This is a genomic window from Moorena sp. SIO1G6, from assembly GCF_010672795.1.
Taxonomy (GTDB): domain Bacteria; phylum Cyanobacteriota; class Cyanobacteriia; order Cyanobacteriales; family Coleofasciculaceae; genus Moorena; species Moorena producens.
This window is the reverse complement of the sequence record NZ_JAAHFZ010000006.1, coordinates 47,335-62,749: the sequence shown is the minus strand read 5'-3', so window position 1 is coordinate 62,749 and position 15,415 is coordinate 47,335. Positions and strand designations below refer to the sequence as shown.

The 15,415-nt window shown below is 40.2% G+C and carries 13 protein-coding genes; 1 reads left to right on the top strand and 12 read right to left on the bottom strand.

The features are described 5' to 3' along the window. Positions 1–7: 7 nt before the first annotated feature. From F6K63_RS07665 to aroF, 12 genes are all read right to left on the bottom strand, one after another. Entirely contained in the window at positions 8–1,096 is a 1,089-nt protein-coding gene (locus F6K63_RS07665) for an SGNH/GDSL hydrolase family protein (protein WP_287311511.1), read from the bottom strand. A gap of 114 nt (positions 1,097–1,210) precedes the next feature. After that, positions 1,211–2,311: a cupin domain-containing protein gene (locus F6K63_RS07660; protein ID WP_287311509.1), complete on the bottom strand. Its 1,101-nt coding sequence runs from the start codon at positions 2,309–2,311 to the stop codon at positions 1,211–1,213. A gap of 71 nt (positions 2,312–2,382) precedes the next feature. Continuing rightward, positions 2,383–2,520, bottom strand: a complete 138-nt coding sequence (locus F6K63_RS07655) for a hypothetical protein (protein WP_287311507.1) — start codon at positions 2,518–2,520, stop codon at positions 2,383–2,385. Positions 2,521–2,735: 215 nt separating this feature from the next. Next, entirely contained in the window at positions 2,736–3,041 is a 306-nt protein-coding gene (locus F6K63_RS07650; protein WP_287311505.1) for an FAD-dependent monooxygenase, read from the bottom strand. A gap of 93 nt (positions 3,042–3,134) precedes the next feature. Continuing rightward, complete coding sequence (locus F6K63_RS07645) at positions 3,135–4,595, bottom strand: cupin domain-containing protein (protein ID WP_287311504.1); 1,461 nt, start codon at positions 4,593–4,595, stop codon at positions 3,135–3,137. A 128-nt stretch (positions 4,596–4,723) separates the two neighbouring features. Continuing rightward, positions 4,724–5,926: a 4-hydroxybenzoate 3-monooxygenase gene (locus F6K63_RS07640; RefSeq protein WP_287311502.1), complete on the bottom strand. Its 1,203-nt coding sequence runs from the start codon at positions 5,924–5,926 to the stop codon at positions 4,724–4,726. Positions 5,927–6,009: 83 nt separating this feature from the next. Then, positions 6,010–7,737: an NAD(P)/FAD-dependent oxidoreductase gene (locus tag F6K63_RS07635; RefSeq protein ID WP_044494878.1), complete on the bottom strand. Its 1,728-nt coding sequence runs from the start codon at positions 7,735–7,737 to the stop codon at positions 6,010–6,012. Positions 7,738–7,805: 68 nt separating this feature from the next. Continuing rightward, complete coding sequence (locus F6K63_RS07630; RefSeq protein ID WP_008188544.1) at positions 7,806–10,406, bottom strand: condensation domain-containing protein; 2,601 nt, start codon at positions 10,404–10,406, stop codon at positions 7,806–7,808. A gap of 84 nt (positions 10,407–10,490) precedes the next feature. Beyond that, entirely contained in the window at positions 10,491–10,745 is a 255-nt protein-coding gene (locus F6K63_RS07625; protein ID WP_131827248.1) for an acyl carrier protein, read from the bottom strand. 49 nt (positions 10,746–10,794) lie between these two features. Continuing rightward, positions 10,795–12,333, bottom strand: a complete 1,539-nt coding sequence (locus tag F6K63_RS07620; RefSeq protein ID WP_008188546.1) for a class I adenylate-forming enzyme family protein — start codon at positions 12,331–12,333, stop codon at positions 10,795–10,797. 39 nt (positions 12,334–12,372) lie between these two features. Next, a complete protein-coding gene (locus F6K63_RS07615) occupies positions 12,373–12,951 on the bottom strand; it encodes a chorismate--pyruvate lyase family protein (RefSeq protein ID WP_287311500.1) in 579 nt (192 codons plus the stop codon). Between the two features lie 106 nt (positions 12,952–13,057). Beyond that, positions 13,058–14,155, bottom strand: a complete 1,098-nt coding sequence (gene aroF / locus F6K63_RS07610; RefSeq protein ID WP_008188548.1) for a 3-deoxy-7-phosphoheptulonate synthase — start codon at positions 14,153–14,155, stop codon at positions 13,058–13,060. Positions 14,156–15,092: 937 nt separating this feature from the next. On the opposite strand from aroF, the gene F6K63_RS07605 reads away from it, so the two are divergent. Then, a complete protein-coding gene (locus F6K63_RS07605; RefSeq protein WP_008188549.1) occupies positions 15,093–15,278 on the top strand; it encodes a hypothetical protein in 186 nt (61 codons plus the stop codon). The last annotated feature ends 137 nt before the right edge of the window (positions 15,279–15,415 follow it).

Below are 15,415 nucleotides of genomic sequence, written 5' to 3'. Positions count from 1 at the left end.
GGATGATTTATCTTGTTTTTTTTGATAAATTATTACTCACAAATAAGAATGCCAATACAATCACTAATCCGGAATTAAAAATTGAAGGTTCGGGTACAGATTGAAGGGGATATTCTTGAGTGGCTTTGACAATACTCAGCACTTCAGAAACCTCAGAAAGAGATTTCTGAGCCTGATTTGCAAATAAATTATGAGAACGAACAGTAGGATGAATGGGATTCCAGAATACAAATTCATCAGGATTGGTTGCATTCGTATCTAAAAAAGCCTCTGTGACATTAGAAAAGCCAAAGTTAGCTGGATTTTCTATAGCTTGATTCAGGGCTGAATACATATCAACCTGAATAATATTGATGTCTGAATTTTGTTCAACTTCTTCTAAAGCTATTTGCAACGCCGCATTATGATCTCGGGTAGCTTGTGCCAGTCTTTGCTGAACTTCAGGAGAACCATTAACAGCAAGGGGAATTGCACCTAAATCAAAAATATTAGGTATCATAATATTTTTTGCCCCTGCATCGGCTAACTTATCAATTGTTGTTAATAAGTTGGTAATGGGTGTATCAACTTCCGTTAAACTTAAACCCACATAATCATTACCTCCTCCCCAAACCATATAAAGTGCATCGGGATCGGCAACGGGATTTTCGGCGACAAAATCATCAATTTGTGTTTGGATTCCCGGTAAAGGCAGTAGGTTATCGGGTAAAACATCTGTTCTCGGATTGAGAACATTATCGGTTCCTGTCGTTGCACCTCCATGGGCGACATTATTTTCAGGATTGATCTCTAAACCCAACTCAGGGATTAAAGTTTCAATCCAAATTATCCCATTGGTAAAACGTCCTTCAAAATTTGGAAATTCTGGAAAAATACCGTTAGTCAGTTCAAACAAATTCCCATCATCAGAAAAACTATCTCCAAAAACATAAACATCGCTAAAAAGTTTGCCGGGAAGATAACCCTGATATTGACCAACTGTTAGGTAATGATCAATGGGACTCTTGGCTGTACCATTTGCGATCGCATCAGCCACTTCTGGATATTGAGAAAGATAAAAATCCTCATCAAAGATTTGATCGATAGTGATGCTCATCAAAAATTTATCCTTGTCCTAGTTGAGTTATCAATTTTAAGTCCTAGAGCGGGATGTTTTCCCACTCCAATTTTTAATTTTTGAGATTAAAAAAGTCTGACGCTAAAATTATGTTTATACCGTTTTATAAGACTTTATTTTAGATGAATTAAACATAAAATGACGTTCTACATTCCATTGATTTGACTTCCGATTTTTGAGCATTAAACCTGCACCTATTGCACCAAAAGCTAACAAACCAACAGGGAAAGAAGACTCAGGGATTGATATTGTGCTAATAATAGCCTGGTCTGCTAGCAGACCAATAAAAGCTCCACCCGTAGGATTTTTTAAGAATAAGTCAATGGTGTTAATGTCATCAGGTAGGGGAATATCTATACTTTGAAAACTCTCGCCAATACCAAACTCAATTGGGATTTCAGTTCCAGTGCCTATAAAAATGCTACCACCAACGATATCCTCAACAGCACCAGTGCGGATTACGTCTACTGTTGCTACAGAAGACCCTTTCTCAGTGAAGAATTGATTACCGGCAAACTCTAGTGAGCTAGGAAATATAAGCCCGTTTGCTGGGGCGGCTTCCAAAAGTTCTTCAGGATTTACAGGAGGTTGATTAAATGGATCTGTTACGGGCTGACCGACTTCCCGGAAAAAGTCTTCAACTCCTGTAGGTTCATAATAAATGAGTAGCCTCGCCAAATCTGATGTCTGATTTCGGAAGGCGTGCTTGCCATTTTGGGGGCCAAAAATAAGCGTTTCAGATGGTGTCAGTGCTGTTTGGTCTTCTAATTGAAACTCTAAAGTACCATCCAGCATGAAAAACCACTCAGCTTCATCTTCATGGAAGTGTAATGGAGTACCACCGCCAGGGACAACAACGACATCTAATAGTGTGTACTGTTCATCAGTGGTCTCGCCTGTTTCGACAAAGGAAATTCGTCCACCTGCGACCCATGCAGTTTCTAAATCTTGGTAGAATAAAGATGTCGATGATGTATCATCTAACCCGGCTAAATAATCAGTGATAGGCGTGGGAATGGGGCCATTCAAAAAATCAGAGATATCAATCGAACTAGATGTTACTGTTGAGGAATTCTGTTGTCCATGCTGATGGAAATCAAAACCAAAGTGAGCTTCTGCGGGAAAACTAATTCCCAAAGTTAATAGAAATGAGCTAGCGACGTAAAATGCGGTAGACTTAGTTTTGAAATTCATGGGTATACCTACTAAAAATTTTGACAATGTAATGGTCTGAAATTCCCTGCTCTTCCAAGGAATTTAAAATATTATACAATACCAACGTAGTTCCGGGCAACATTTTTAGCAAAAGTTAATGAAGTTGTCAGTTGAGAGAGTTTGGATTCACTTAACTTGCGTCGAAAACGCACATCTTCTAAATCTTCTCCTTGTGGTGAGTGCAGCATGGTTAACAAGCTGTAAGAGAATTCTTGAGCACGCCAGATGTAGGGCAAGCGAATTTCGGAGTACTGCTCAAGATAATAAATATCATTGTTTTCGAGATAAGCTGTTGAGCATTTAGATTGGGATACCTAAATTGCTCAAAGGGAACAGGTAACAGGGAATAGGGAACAGTAAAACAACCATTTAAATGCTCAACAGCTTAGTAGCTAATCAATGTTTATGCTAGGACTACTGCATCTTGCACCGCTAAATTTAAGCCTTTTCCACCCATTGGGGGAATAATATGAGCCGTATCTCCTACTAATAATAATCGCTGATAACCCATGGGTTCCATCACATAATTTCGCAGCTCCATAATATGCTTTTGAAAGATTTCACCTTCATTTAATGGGCATCCTTTTTTAGCAAGCCGCTGGTGTAAATTACTCCAGATGCGTTCATCTGAGCAATCTTCTAAAGTATCGGTGCTGGGAAATGGAAACCCTGGTTTATCTTGCTCATGTTTGGAAAACACACGACTCATGCTTGTATGTTTATTTAGGGGGAATTTAAAATATTTAATTCCCCCTAAATTTCCAAGATAAATGTTTGTTATAATGGTCTCAGGAAACCTTGATCAAATTAATTTGACTCGAAAATTAATATTCTCATTTAATGATTTACGATTTTTATTCAACAGAGCGCCTGCACTGCAAGCCATGAGTAGTAAACCGGAAATCAAAGAAGGCTCAGGAATATTTACATTCTCTTCATCATTTGTAACACCAAATGTTTTAACAAAGTTTTCTAATTTATACGGATTATCAGCCGTAAATAGTAGAGTGCGAGCGGACAATTGTCCCAAGTTACTAAAACTGTACTTGCTTCCTTCTGGCAAGTAAATAAAGGTATTCGGATCAGCACTAAAAGATTGATCGGCAACATTAATAGTTAGCTCTCCATCCAACGTGTAGAGTGCTAAATCAGTTGGAGCTATTAATAATTCTTCAAGCCCTGAGTTTTGTTCGGGAATAAATACATCGAATAATGAGAGCAGTCCTTCCGTTTGATTCACGTTAGCCACCTGTGTATAATTACTTCCACCTAACCAAAAAGAATTCGGATTCGGATCAGGGAGTAACAGAGGAAAATCATCCGGAGAATACCCATCAATTAAGGTGTAAGTATTATCCTCACCCAAGGTTAAAAGGGCTTTATTTTGTAGGAGTGCAATACTGGTATCAATCGGATCAACTAAGGTCAGTTCAAAGTTCTGATTTTCTACACCTTCAATACCCGTAATCTCTACGTTCTGAATTCGTTCTCCATCCCCAAAGGTAACAGGAATTTCAGCAACAGTTGAGTCATCTTCAGGATTACTAACAATCAGTGTCGCACTCGCTTCTCCATCAGCTTCACCCGGACGAATAACCACAAGTTCAGGATCACCCTCTTGGGTAATTCCAAATTGAGGGGGAGTAATGAGTAATGAGTCAGGTGCCACCACCCCAAAATCGCTCAACAGTTGGAAGCCACCCTCTATTAATTCAGGGGTTGGAAGTTGAGGAAAAGGTGGATTATCAGAGGTTCCCGGTTGACCCAGCCCTTCAAATAGGCCATCAATTCCAGCTGGGATTACAAACTCTATGTGACGGGCAGGTTGTTCACCTGCATTAACAAAAGCGTGGAGAACATTTTTCGGTTTAGAAATGAAGGTTCCAGGTGTCGCCGTAAAGAGTTGATCTTCCAGTTGATAGGTGATTTCTCCATCAAGAACGTAGACAAACTCATCTTCAAGGGTGTGATAGTGAGGGAGTGGCCCACCCGGTAAGGTAGTGAAATCAAAGACTGCTAATTGCCCATCAGTATTGTCACCGATTTCAACAAACTCTGCGTTGTCACTGAATAGCCAAAACCCTGGACGATCTACATCAGGTAATACAACTGGAGTGTCACCATCTGCTGTGATTTCAATAGTATTTGAAGCTTCAGTAGCATTGGTCGGAATGGTAAAAGAAGAAACATTTGAAGAATCCTGTTGTTCATGCTGATGGAAATCCCAACTAAAGTGAGCTTCTGCGGGAAAACTGATTCCCAAAGTTAATAGAAATGAGCTAGCGACGTGAAATACGGTAGACTTAGTCTTAGGATTCATGGGTATACCTACTAAAAACTTTGACAATGTAATAGTCTGAAATTTCCTGGTCTTCCAAGGAATTCCAAAAATTATACAATACCAACGTAGTTTCGGGCAAAATTTTTAGCAAAAGTTAATGAAGTTGTAAGTTGAGACAGTTTGGATTCACTTAATTTGCGTCGGAAACGCACATCTTCTAAATCTTCTCCTTCCGGTGAGTGCAGCATGGTTAACAAGCTGTAAGAGAATTCTTGAGCACGCCAGATGTAGGGCAAGCGAATTTTGGAGTACCGCTCAAGATAAGAAATATCATGGTTTTCGAGGTAGTAGCTAATCAGTGTTTCTGCTAAAACTCCCGCATCTTGCACCGCTAAATTTAAGCCTTTTCCACCCATTGGGGTAATAATATGAGCCGCATCTCCTGCTAATAATAATCGCTGATAACCCATGGGTTCCATCACATAATTTCGCAGCTCCATAATACGCTTTTGAAAGATTTCACCTTCATTTAATGGGCATCCTTCTTTAGCAAGCCGCTGGTGTAAATTAGCCCAGATGCGTTCATCTGACCAATCTTCTAAAGTATCGGTGCTGGGAATTTGAAGGTAATAACGAGAAATCTTGCTATTGCGAAGCATATGAGCCGCAAAACCATCTGGATGTACACCATAAAGAGTATGCTGGGCTGAAGGGGGAGCGTAGGCTAAAATGGCTAACCAGCGATAGTTGTATTGTTTGCTGTAAATGTCTACAGCTTCAGAGGCAACAGATTGACGAGCTAAGCCATGATAACCATCACATCCAGCTACAAAATCCGCTTGAATCGTTACAGTTGTTTGATTATCTAAATCAGAACATACAACTTCGACTTTGTCATCACTTTGAATAATCTTTTTGCCTTCATGATGAAAGAGTAAATTACCGCCATCCTTGATATATTTTTCAATCAAATCATCGTTGAGATCGCTTTGAGGATAAACATAATGAACATCTCCTCCACTTAAGTTTCCATATTCAAAATTTAGGCTTTTATCGGGATAGCGAAATTCACAAGAACCGTGAGTATAAGCCTTTTTGAGCAGGGTATCCGCCAGGTCATTTTTTCTGAGGATTTCAACCGTTGTACTTTCTATCACTCCGGCTCTTCCTCTGGCATAAATTTCTTCACGATTGTATTTATCAATGATAATACAGTCTATCCCATTTCTCAGCAAAATACTTCCGAGCACAATACCAGCAGGGCCAGAACCGAGAATACAGACCGATGTTTTTAACTGTGTATAATTTTTCATAGTAAACTCCTGATATGTGTCATTTTTGGTTGAGCAATAATGTGAGTTAAATACCAACATTATTGCTCAGTTTAAGTGAATCATTAAACCGTCACAAGTTGCTTGACAACTGAAGGAAAATGAATTTTTTTTCGTAGCTGTTGAGTCATTGGATGTAAGTCACGGGGTTGAGTTCTGGGGCGGAATAATCCATCCTTTTCCCATCGGTGTTCATTGAGGCTAATTGCCCAAGCATTTAACCAGGCAGACTCCGGAAAATCAGCTAATTTTTCAGGCATTGTATCTTCAAGTGCCATGCGAAAAATAACCTGGGCAAGTTCCTCAAACATTTCTAAACTAGCAATATGATCATCGATGAGTTGCTGCTCAGTTTTATTGGATTGTAAATTACGCGATCGCAATTGCTTGATGAAATCCATTTCTAAGTAATCAAGATACTCATAAGTTCCCCGATTTTGCGAGAGTTCTGCCCAGTCTATAAACAACTTTTGCATCCGGTGAGCTAACAAAAAGAATTGACCTGAACCTTGACGAATTTTTGCCCGTTTTTCAGAGTCAAGGAAAATCGAATTAAACATCAGAGGCGCACTAAATGCCCAGCCGGATAAGGTATCCCAAATCACCTTAATGGCCATGACCAAATCTTGATCAAAGCAGGAGTAAACTTTGTGAATATTATCTTTTACCCCTTCGGAATAGGTGAGTAAAAAGCGATTTGCTTCCGCCACTATTTCTGAAGTTAACTTGCCTTGCAAATCCGCTTCAATCATCTGAGTGACGAGAGAATTTCCAAATCCAATTAGGTCAGTGCCAGGAGAATAGAATGGATCGGGAAATACCCCAGCTTCACCAACACAAGCCCAACGATTATTTGAGAAAACTTGCTTAGAGGAATAGCTATAGTGAGGCATCTTCATAAATTTTTGAGTTGAAATCCCTTGAAGATGATTAGCTAAAGTAGGTTCATAGGTTTGGAGCCAATTAAATGCTTTTTCCTCAGTGTTATGTTCTCCGAAAGGATGAACCGTTTCATCAGTGACAATCCCAATACTGGTATAGTTACCGGGGAGCGGAATCATCCAAATCCAGTAGCCTTTTCCACACAAGTGATTAGTTGAATAATATCGTTGATTTCCAGGGACACGCTCATGCCAGTTTTGGTTACTTTTGGGAACAAAATCACTGACATCCACCCGTTCATTGACCCAGAACCAAACCGCACTATGTTTAGAACTATTCCGTTGAGCTAAACCCAGTTTTTTCTGCAAAAATCGACGACGACCCATCGCATCAATAACCCATTTAGCTTTAATAATATTTTTTTGCTTCGTGTCATCTTGAGTGTAAACAATTTCATGGAATTCTTGATTATTTTTAGATAGTATAATATCAATAATCTTACAATTTTCTAAAGATTCAATTCCTGCTTCGATGTTTAAGTTTCGCAGATCATTTTCAAACTTACCTCGGTCAATTTGATAAGAGGAAGGGGAATGAAATTTAGAGAGTCCGAGTTCAGGACGTTCTTCAAATTTACCTTGAGCATCACCTAAGAAGAAACGGAGTCCCAACTTTGGCATATGATTCAGTTTAAAATAATTATCGCTAAACTGAAGTATTTCAGCAAGATAATAGGAACCGACTTCAACCGTTGATTCTCCAACTTTAAAAGCACCTTCAGGTAGAGGTCGAGCCAAACGGTCGAAGACAATAATAGAAAGATCAGGCATTGTTAACTTCAACTGTCTAGCTAAAGTTGAACCCGCTAAACCACCACCGCAAATTGCTACATCATAAGTCATTGTATTCATTATAAAATCTCCTGCTGTATTGAGAGTAAACCTGATTTTAGTTAACATTAATTCAAAGAAAAATGAGACTAACCTAAGCAAGCCTTTAAAGTCTCAGCTAAGACCTGTACATTCGGTTGATCAAAAATTGAATAATGGTCTCCCGGTACATCGTAAATTTCTAATTTGTCGCTTGCTAAATTACCCCAGCCCTGTTCAGGGTCACGAGTTTCCCAATCTGCTTGATTCGGTAAATAAAACTTATTGAATTTAGCAGGTTTTTTAGCCCGAAACATGGTAATTTTACCGGAATAAACCTGTGGTGAATAAGCCCACTTTGCCTGCATATTCGCCTCAGCTACGATAGCACGACTGAGATGATGAGGTAAAGGTTTTCCTAAACCTAGATAAAGCTTGCAAAGGATGGCTTGCAGTTGGCGTTTAGTAACGTCTTTGAGTTCCTCAAATAGTGACTTGGATAGTCCCAATTGGGATAAGTATTTGAAGTAGTGTTGGTTTCGGAATACAAGGCGAGGAAAAGCACTTTTATTGAAAGTGTCAAACATCACCAGCAATGCCACCTTTTCTCCTTGCTGTTGAAGTTGTTGTGCGGTCTCAAAAGCAATCGTACCTCCCATAGAGTTTCCTCCGATAAAATAGGGGCCATGGGCTTGAACACTGCGAATTTCTTTAAGATAATTAGCCGCCATTGCTTCGATTGTAAAGTCAGGCATTTGTTTGCCATCTAACCCTTTAGCTTGCAATCCATAAAACGGTTGCTCTGAACCTATAGATTTGGCTAATTCTCGTAAGTTCAACACATTTCCTTGTTGTCCATGAATGCAGAAGAAAGGCGGTTTAGAACCACGAGGTTGAAGTGGAACTAATGAAGACCAAGGGAGAGAAGATTCGTTTTCAGCAAGAATTTCGGCCAGTTGTTCAATGGTTGGAGATTTTAGTAGTGTTACCAAGGGTAAAGTTTTACCAAAGGTTTGTTCAATTTGAGTAAACAAACTCATCGCCATTAAGGACTGTCCACCTAAATCAAAGAAGTTATCTCGAATTCCAATGGATTCAATTCCTAATACTTTACTCCATAATTGAACGAGTTTGAGTTGAGTTGAATTGCGGGGTGCAATATAAGCAGGTTTAGACGAATTCCTGGATGGTTTGAATGTAGATTGATTGGCTCGTTTCTCCTCTAATTGTTGCTGTTCAGTTGCGCTTAAAGGGAGTACATCCAAGATAGACTGCTCTGGATTGATTAAAATGTTTTCCAGAATAGTACGATAATTCTCCTGCATTTGAGCAATGGTTGCTTCCTCAAATAAATCAGCATTGTATTTGAATATAGCAGCCAAAGTATCACCTTCTTGAATCAGATAGAGATAGAGATAAAAATCCGCTGTTCCGCTATCAAGATTGAATGTTTCGACATTTAAACCTGGTAATTTTAAGGTATGAATTGTTGTATTTTGCAGTGCAAACATCACCTTAGATATAGGGGTTTGCAGTAAATTTAGAGCGTTAATAATTTCTTGAATGGGTAAATCTTGATAAGCGTAACCTCCGGAGACAACCTGACGAACTTGACTCAAACACTCCCGAAAAGTTTGGTTTACTTTAAACTGTGTCCGTAGAATCAGTAAATTCGCAAAGTAACCGATTAATCCCTTTGTTTCTTTCCGACTCCGATTCGCAATTGGACTACACACAAAAAAATCGTCTTGGTCAGTGTAGCGATATAATAGCACCTTAAATGCAGCTAATAACGTTGCAAATAACGTTGCTCCTTCTTTTCGACTGAAGCTTTTAAGTTGAGTCGTGAGTTCAACAGAAAGTAACTGTTTATTGTAGGCACTAGAATGGGTAGGATTAGTCGGATAAGGATGGTCAGTTGGCAGCTTTAAAGCTTGTAAATTATTGCCAAGTTGTTGCTTCCAATAGTTTAGCAAAGTCTCTTTAAACTCACCTTGAATACATTGACGTTGCCAAACAGAAAAGTCCGCATACTGCACTGGAAGTTCTGGGAGGGGTGAAGATTGACCGAGAGAAAATGCTTCGTAGAGTGTTGCTAACTCCTGAAATAAAACTCCTTTTGACCAGGCATCGACGATAATATGGTGAACATTCAGTAACAGAAAATAATCCTGTTCATCAAGTTTAAAAAGTCTTCCTCGAAACAGAGGCAGTTGAGTCAATTCAATCGGTTGCTCAATATCTACCTTCACTAATTCCATTACCTTCTTTTCCCGTTGTTTTTGAGGGAAGCTCTGTACATTAATTACAGATAAACTAAAGGAGAAAGAGGAGTGAATGACTTGAGTGGGTTGACCTTCAACTAAGGTAAAAATCGTTCGCAAAGCCTCGTGACGTTGAATAAGTTCATTCAGACTTTGCTCTAAAGCCAATGGATTGAGTGAGCCGGAAATGCGAAACCCAAACGGCATATTATAAGCAGCAGCTTTTCTTGGTTCCAACTGTTGTAAAAACCATAACCGCTCTTGAGGAAAAGAGAGAGGAAGTGGATTTTCTCGGGAAACAGAGACTAAGGGTGGAGCTTGATTTTGTAAGCTAATGACCGTTCTAATTGCTTCCCATAGCTCCTTTTTAGCAGCCACTGATTGAGTTGAATTATTGGCAACTGGAGAAGTTTTATGTTGTTTTTTGTTCAATGTTTCGAGTGACATATCAGAGCCTAGATACTGTCCAGAGAGTTGGTGAGGAAGCGGCTGGAGTAAAAAATACTCGCAGCCTAGATAGATTTTAAAAATTTAACAACTTTTTTTTTCTTCAATCATCTCCACAATTGTTGAGATATTTTGAAAGTTATCAAAACTAATCTCACTCACATCTAACTGAATTTCAAAAGTCTCTTGCAAGTTAGAAATTAGAGTCATCGTGTTAATCGAATCTAGACCCAAGTTGAAGATATCTACATCGTATTGCAAATCTTCTAGGGTCACATCGGGTATAACTTCCAAAACTAACCCTTGAACTTGTTCTTGAATTGTTGTAGTTGTCATCATGGTGTTAGGCTCCTTAAAATTTCAGTATTTGGACTGTGATGATATCGGTTTAAACTAATTCCTTTCTCATAATTTTTCCGAGTGGACTTTTGGGAATTTCTGGGCGGAATTCAATGATTTTTGGAACTTTAAACTCCGCTAGACGCTGCTTACAAAATGAAAGAATCTCTTGATACTCACAATTTTTTAGACCTTTTTTGACAATTACAGCTTTAACCAACTCGCCAGCATAAGACCCTTTTACACCGACAACAACAGCTTCTTTAACGTGAGGATGATTCATCAAAATATCCTCTACTTCTATCGGGTCAACTTTGCGACCTCCGGTATCAATGAGCAGCTTCTTGCGACCGGTAATATACACTCGACCCCACTCATCTTTTTTCCCTAAATCACCTGTATAGAAACATCCCTCCTTAAAGGCTTGTTGATTCAGTTCTGGCTGATTAATATAACCTTGGGTTAGAGAACGACTTTTTATCACAACTTCTCCACTCATTCCCATGGGTTGTTCATTCCCACTTTCATTAACAATTTTGAGTTCAACATTATTGAGCGGAAACCCAACAGAGTGATAAATTTTGTTGATGTCTTCCTCTAAATTAATTGCCACAGAGCCAGCCTCAGTACAGCCATAAAGCTGTCGAATAGGAATCCTAAATCGCTGCCAAAACTTATCGAAAATGTCTTTGGACAAGAAGTTTCCGGCTGAAAAGCATAATCTCAAACTAGATAGGTTCACCGAGGTTTTTGTTCGAGTTTCTGCTAAAGCCTTGAAGATATAAGGCACTGCTGGAAAGATTGTAATCTTCTCCGTTTCAATCAGTTCAAAAACTCGCGGACACCGGAAGACAAAGGGAACCTCAACAGGTGTACCATCCTTTTGCAAAACCTGTTCTAAAATAACTAAGGTTGCACCATTACAAGTTGCTGCGAGGAGACAATTTCCTAACCCATGGGCATGATACATCGGAACTGCACAAAGAATCTTGTCTGAGGGCTGAATTTGGGTGGTTTCTGCGAAGTTTTTAACCTCATGGTAAAGACTCGCTTGGGTGCGTGCAATTCGTTTTGGTTTCCCCGTTGATCCGGATGAATATTGATACAGAAGCTCAGAAGAAAGAGCGTTTTCTGAATACTCTTGATGTTGAGATTTTCCTGGCAGAATTAGATGGTAGAGATAGTGGCTTCCCGGATAAACACCATCCACAACAATTAACTCAATTTTTCGGTCAATATTTGCAATAATATCCTGAAAAATTTTGGCACGCTTGAGGTCAGTAATTACTGCTTTTGCCTTGCTATCACTGAGACAATAACTCAGTTCTTCGGCTTTGAATAAATGATTGAGGGGCAGAACAATTCCCTGTAACTGAGCAACAGCATAGAAGCTATAAACAAACTCAGGACAGTTGGGTAAAACAAAAGCGACACAATCACCTTGACCAATTTCTAGAGAACTTAATCCCTCACTTAATCCTTGAACTTTGGAGTCAAGTTGCTCATAGCTAATTCGGGACTCATTATAGACAAGTGCTGTATGTTTTGGAAAGGAATGGGCAGCTTCTTTCAACCGTTTAATAATCATACTTTTACCTCTATTATGGGACCTTATCAACCGATACTATTAGAGCTTTCGTCTAAAATTATTTTCCGGAAACTTCTCTGTAATCATCATGGTGTACTGATGATTGGAGATGACGCAGTAGGTTCTATACAGGAGATTGTCTTTGGGTTGAATCTGGAAATAATCGGCTAAATCACCTGCATGTTCTTTGCCAAGCTCGACATTTTCTTTGAAGATTTCCACTTTATTCTCGACCCAGAGTTTACCAATGGGAGTTTTGGTCTGTAACAGTTGGGTTCGCATTTTTTCATTCAGTCTGTCGAGAACTAAAATTGAATCGGCATAGACATAGTTGCGGTCACTCATCTTACCTTGAAGTAACACTTTTCGAGCGATAACTTCTGTGCCTTTTTTGAGGTTCATCGGCAGGATGTCTTCTGTGATTGTAATCTGGTCTTCAAACAGCTTTTTGATTTTGATTGCTTCCCCCGAATAGGCTTCAATCATATCCGTAACAGTGCCGTTTGTCGTCAGCAATATTCGCTGGAATGGGCTGAGTAATACAGGTTGAATATAATTCCGTTTTCTCGGAAAGTTTTGGGAAAAAATTGGCCTTAAGACTAGGGTTTGAGCGTTCATTTGCATTATTTCTCTAGAATTGGGCAAAAAGATCTGTTTGATGAGATATTGTGAGTTGAATCAATCTAAGTTAGCCTTCAATTTTTTCTTCAACTCACAACAAGTTTTAAACAATGGCACTGAATTTTTGGGTAGCTTGAGGGCATGAAGGGGTGAGGGCTAACTTTTCCGGCCAACGACCCACTGTTTCACCAATAACTGCCATTTCTTGCATCAGTTCTTGATAACGATGAGGCGTCAAGGATTGAGGGCCATCAGACAGGGCTTGGGAAGGGTTGGGATGAACTTCTATCATCAGAGCATCAGCTCCTGCTGCAATTGAGGCCATTGCCATTGCCGGGACGTATTCGGCTTTACCAGTCCCGTGACTGGGGTCAATCATAATGGGAAGATGAGTCAATGTCCGCAAGACAGGAATCACGGATAAATCGAGGGTATTGCGGGTATATTTGCGGTCATGGGTGCGAATTCCCCGTTCACACAAAATAACATTGGAATTTCCGGCTGCTAAAATATATTCAGCCGCCATTAACCATTCCTCAATGGTTGCGGACATTCCCCGCTTCAGTAGAACCGGTTTCTCTTGATCACCAACTCTTTTTAACAGAGAAAAGTTCTGCATATTACGAGCACCAACTTGGAGAATATCTGCAACAGTTGCTATCTTTTCAATGTCGGCTGCATCCATTACCTCGGTGATAATTCCCAAGCCTGTTTCTTGACGTGCAATGGCCAGCAATTCCAAACCACTCTCACCATGCCCTTGAAAAGCATAAGGGGAAGTCCGAGGTTTGTAGGCTCCACCACGTAGGAAATGAGCACCTGCTGCTTTAACTTGTTGGGCGGTTTCGACAATCATCTGTTCATTTTCAACCGAACAAGGGCCGGCAGTTTGAACGATGGGACTGTGTTCGCCAAAAGTAACAGAACCGTTCGGTGTTTCAACAATAATTTCACTGGGTTCACCATGTCGGAAGTCTCGACTCGCCCGTTTAAAGGGATGTTCAACTCGTGATACTTTTTCAATAAAAGGACTGACAGCCTGAATTTTTAAGGGATCGAGTTCAGCCGTGTCACCGACTAAACCAATCACCACTCGGTGTTTGCCGATGATTTTTTCGACGCTGACTTTGTATTGGGACAGTTCGTGTTTAATGCGTTCAATTTCGACTGTTGGAGTGGCTGCTTTGAGGACAATTATCATGCTTTATTTCCGTTGAGATTGGGTTTTATGATTTGGGAAGTGATTAACCGGACTTGATCTAACATCAACTTAGTTTTGACGAAGATCAGAAGTTGATATGTAGAGTGTGTAGGTCTTGGTGTGCATACTGAAAAACCCTTGATTGTTAGCTTCTAAAAACTTATCGGGGTTCAGCGTATGTTTTATGCCGAAGAACGATTTTTTTTTCGAAACTTCTCAAAACTGACCTAGACCATTGGGTGAACAAGATTCACCGAAGCCTTGCTCCACTTGAGCTCAAACCAATTTCCAAACCTAGGTCTGATCAAGGCAACAAGACTCACCCAAAACTGGAATCCAAACCCTATAAGTGGTAAGTTGAGTTAGTAACGCACCCTACCAGTAGCCGTTGAGATTAGTTTGTCTGATTTGGGAAGTGATTAACCAGACTTGATCTAACATCAACTTAGTTTTGACGAAGATCAGAATTTGATCTGTAGAGTGTGTAGGTCTTGGTGTGCATACTGAAAAATCCTTGATTGTTAGCTTCTATAAACTTATCGGGGGTCAGCCTAAGTTTTATGCCCGAGCAGCGATTATTTTTACAAAACTTTACAAAACTGACCTAGACCATTGGGTGAACAAGATTCACCGAAGCCTTGCCCCACTTGAGCTGAAACCAATTTCCACACCTAGGTCTCATCAAGGCAACAGGACTTACTCAAAACTGGACTCCAGGAAAATTGGCGTACACCAATTACCAATTACCGATTACCAAGTCAACTTCCTAAGTCCTAGGAGGCATGAATACTTACACCCAAGCTAGCGGTGAAGCGTTCCTGAAGTCAATTGAGAGCTTGCCTTGGGTTCACTATCATGGTCACATAGCGCGTTCGCGTAGCGTGGCCGAAAGGCCATCGCATTCGCGGCTCTTTGGTATCGACAGGCAACAGCGGTAGTGTTTCTGTCTGACCGGGAGGGATTTGGACTACCGATTGCCGAAGCCGCATCATTTGGTCGCTTTGTGGTGGTATCTCAAGGGAATCAAGCCGGTTTGGAAGCAGGGGGGTCTGCCATCATCACCGTTGATCCTGATCAGCCCAGGGAGGCAGAAGATCAGGAAACCCCCTGGAAGAACTCCTAGCTGCGATCGCGGTAGAGCAACCACCCACGAAAAACTTAGCACTAGCCAGATATCCGGCTGCTGACTGGATTACGAAACAGGTAATAGTCAGGACAAAACTAACTCCATCTTTGCCCCTTGGGGAAGAATGATGGATC

Bases quoted from the DNA above. Each gene is read 5' to 3' on its own strand.
- F6K63_RS07665 (WP_287311511.1), bottom strand. From the start codon at position 1,096: ATGAGCATCACTATCGATCAAATCTTTGATGAGGATTTTTATCTTTCT.
- F6K63_RS07660 (WP_287311509.1), bottom strand. From the start codon at position 2,311: ATGAATTTCAAAACTAAGTCTACCGCATTTTACGTCGCTAGCTCATTT.
- F6K63_RS07655 (WP_287311507.1), bottom strand. From the start codon at position 2,520: ATGCTGCACTCACCACAAGGAGAAGATTTAGAAGATGTGCGTTTTCGA.
- F6K63_RS07650 (WP_287311505.1), bottom strand. From the start codon at position 3,041: ATGAGTCGTGTGTTTTCCAAACATGAGCAAGATAAACCAGGGTTTCCA.
- F6K63_RS07640 (WP_287311502.1), bottom strand. From the start codon at position 5,926: ATGAAAAATTATACACAGTTAAAAACATCGGTCTGTATTCTCGGTTCT.
- F6K63_RS07635 (WP_044494878.1), bottom strand. From the start codon at position 7,737: ATGAATACAATGACTTATGATGTAGCAATTTGCGGTGGTGGTTTAGCG.
- F6K63_RS07630 (WP_008188544.1), bottom strand. From the start codon at position 10,406: ATGTCACTCGAAACATTGAACAAAAAACAACATAAAACTTCTCCAGTT.
- F6K63_RS07625 (WP_131827248.1), bottom strand. From the start codon at position 10,745: ATGATGACAACTACAACAATTCAAGAACAAGTTCAAGGGTTAGTTTTG.
- F6K63_RS07620 (WP_008188546.1), bottom strand. From the start codon at position 12,333: ATGATTATTAAACGGTTGAAAGAAGCTGCCCATTCCTTTCCAAAACAT.
- F6K63_RS07615 (WP_287311500.1), bottom strand. From the start codon at position 12,951: ATGAACGCTCAAACCCTAGTCTTAAGGCCAATTTTTTCCCAAAACTTT.
- aroF (WP_008188548.1), bottom strand. From the start codon at position 14,155: ATGATAATTGTCCTCAAAGCAGCCACTCCAACAGTCGAAATTGAACGC.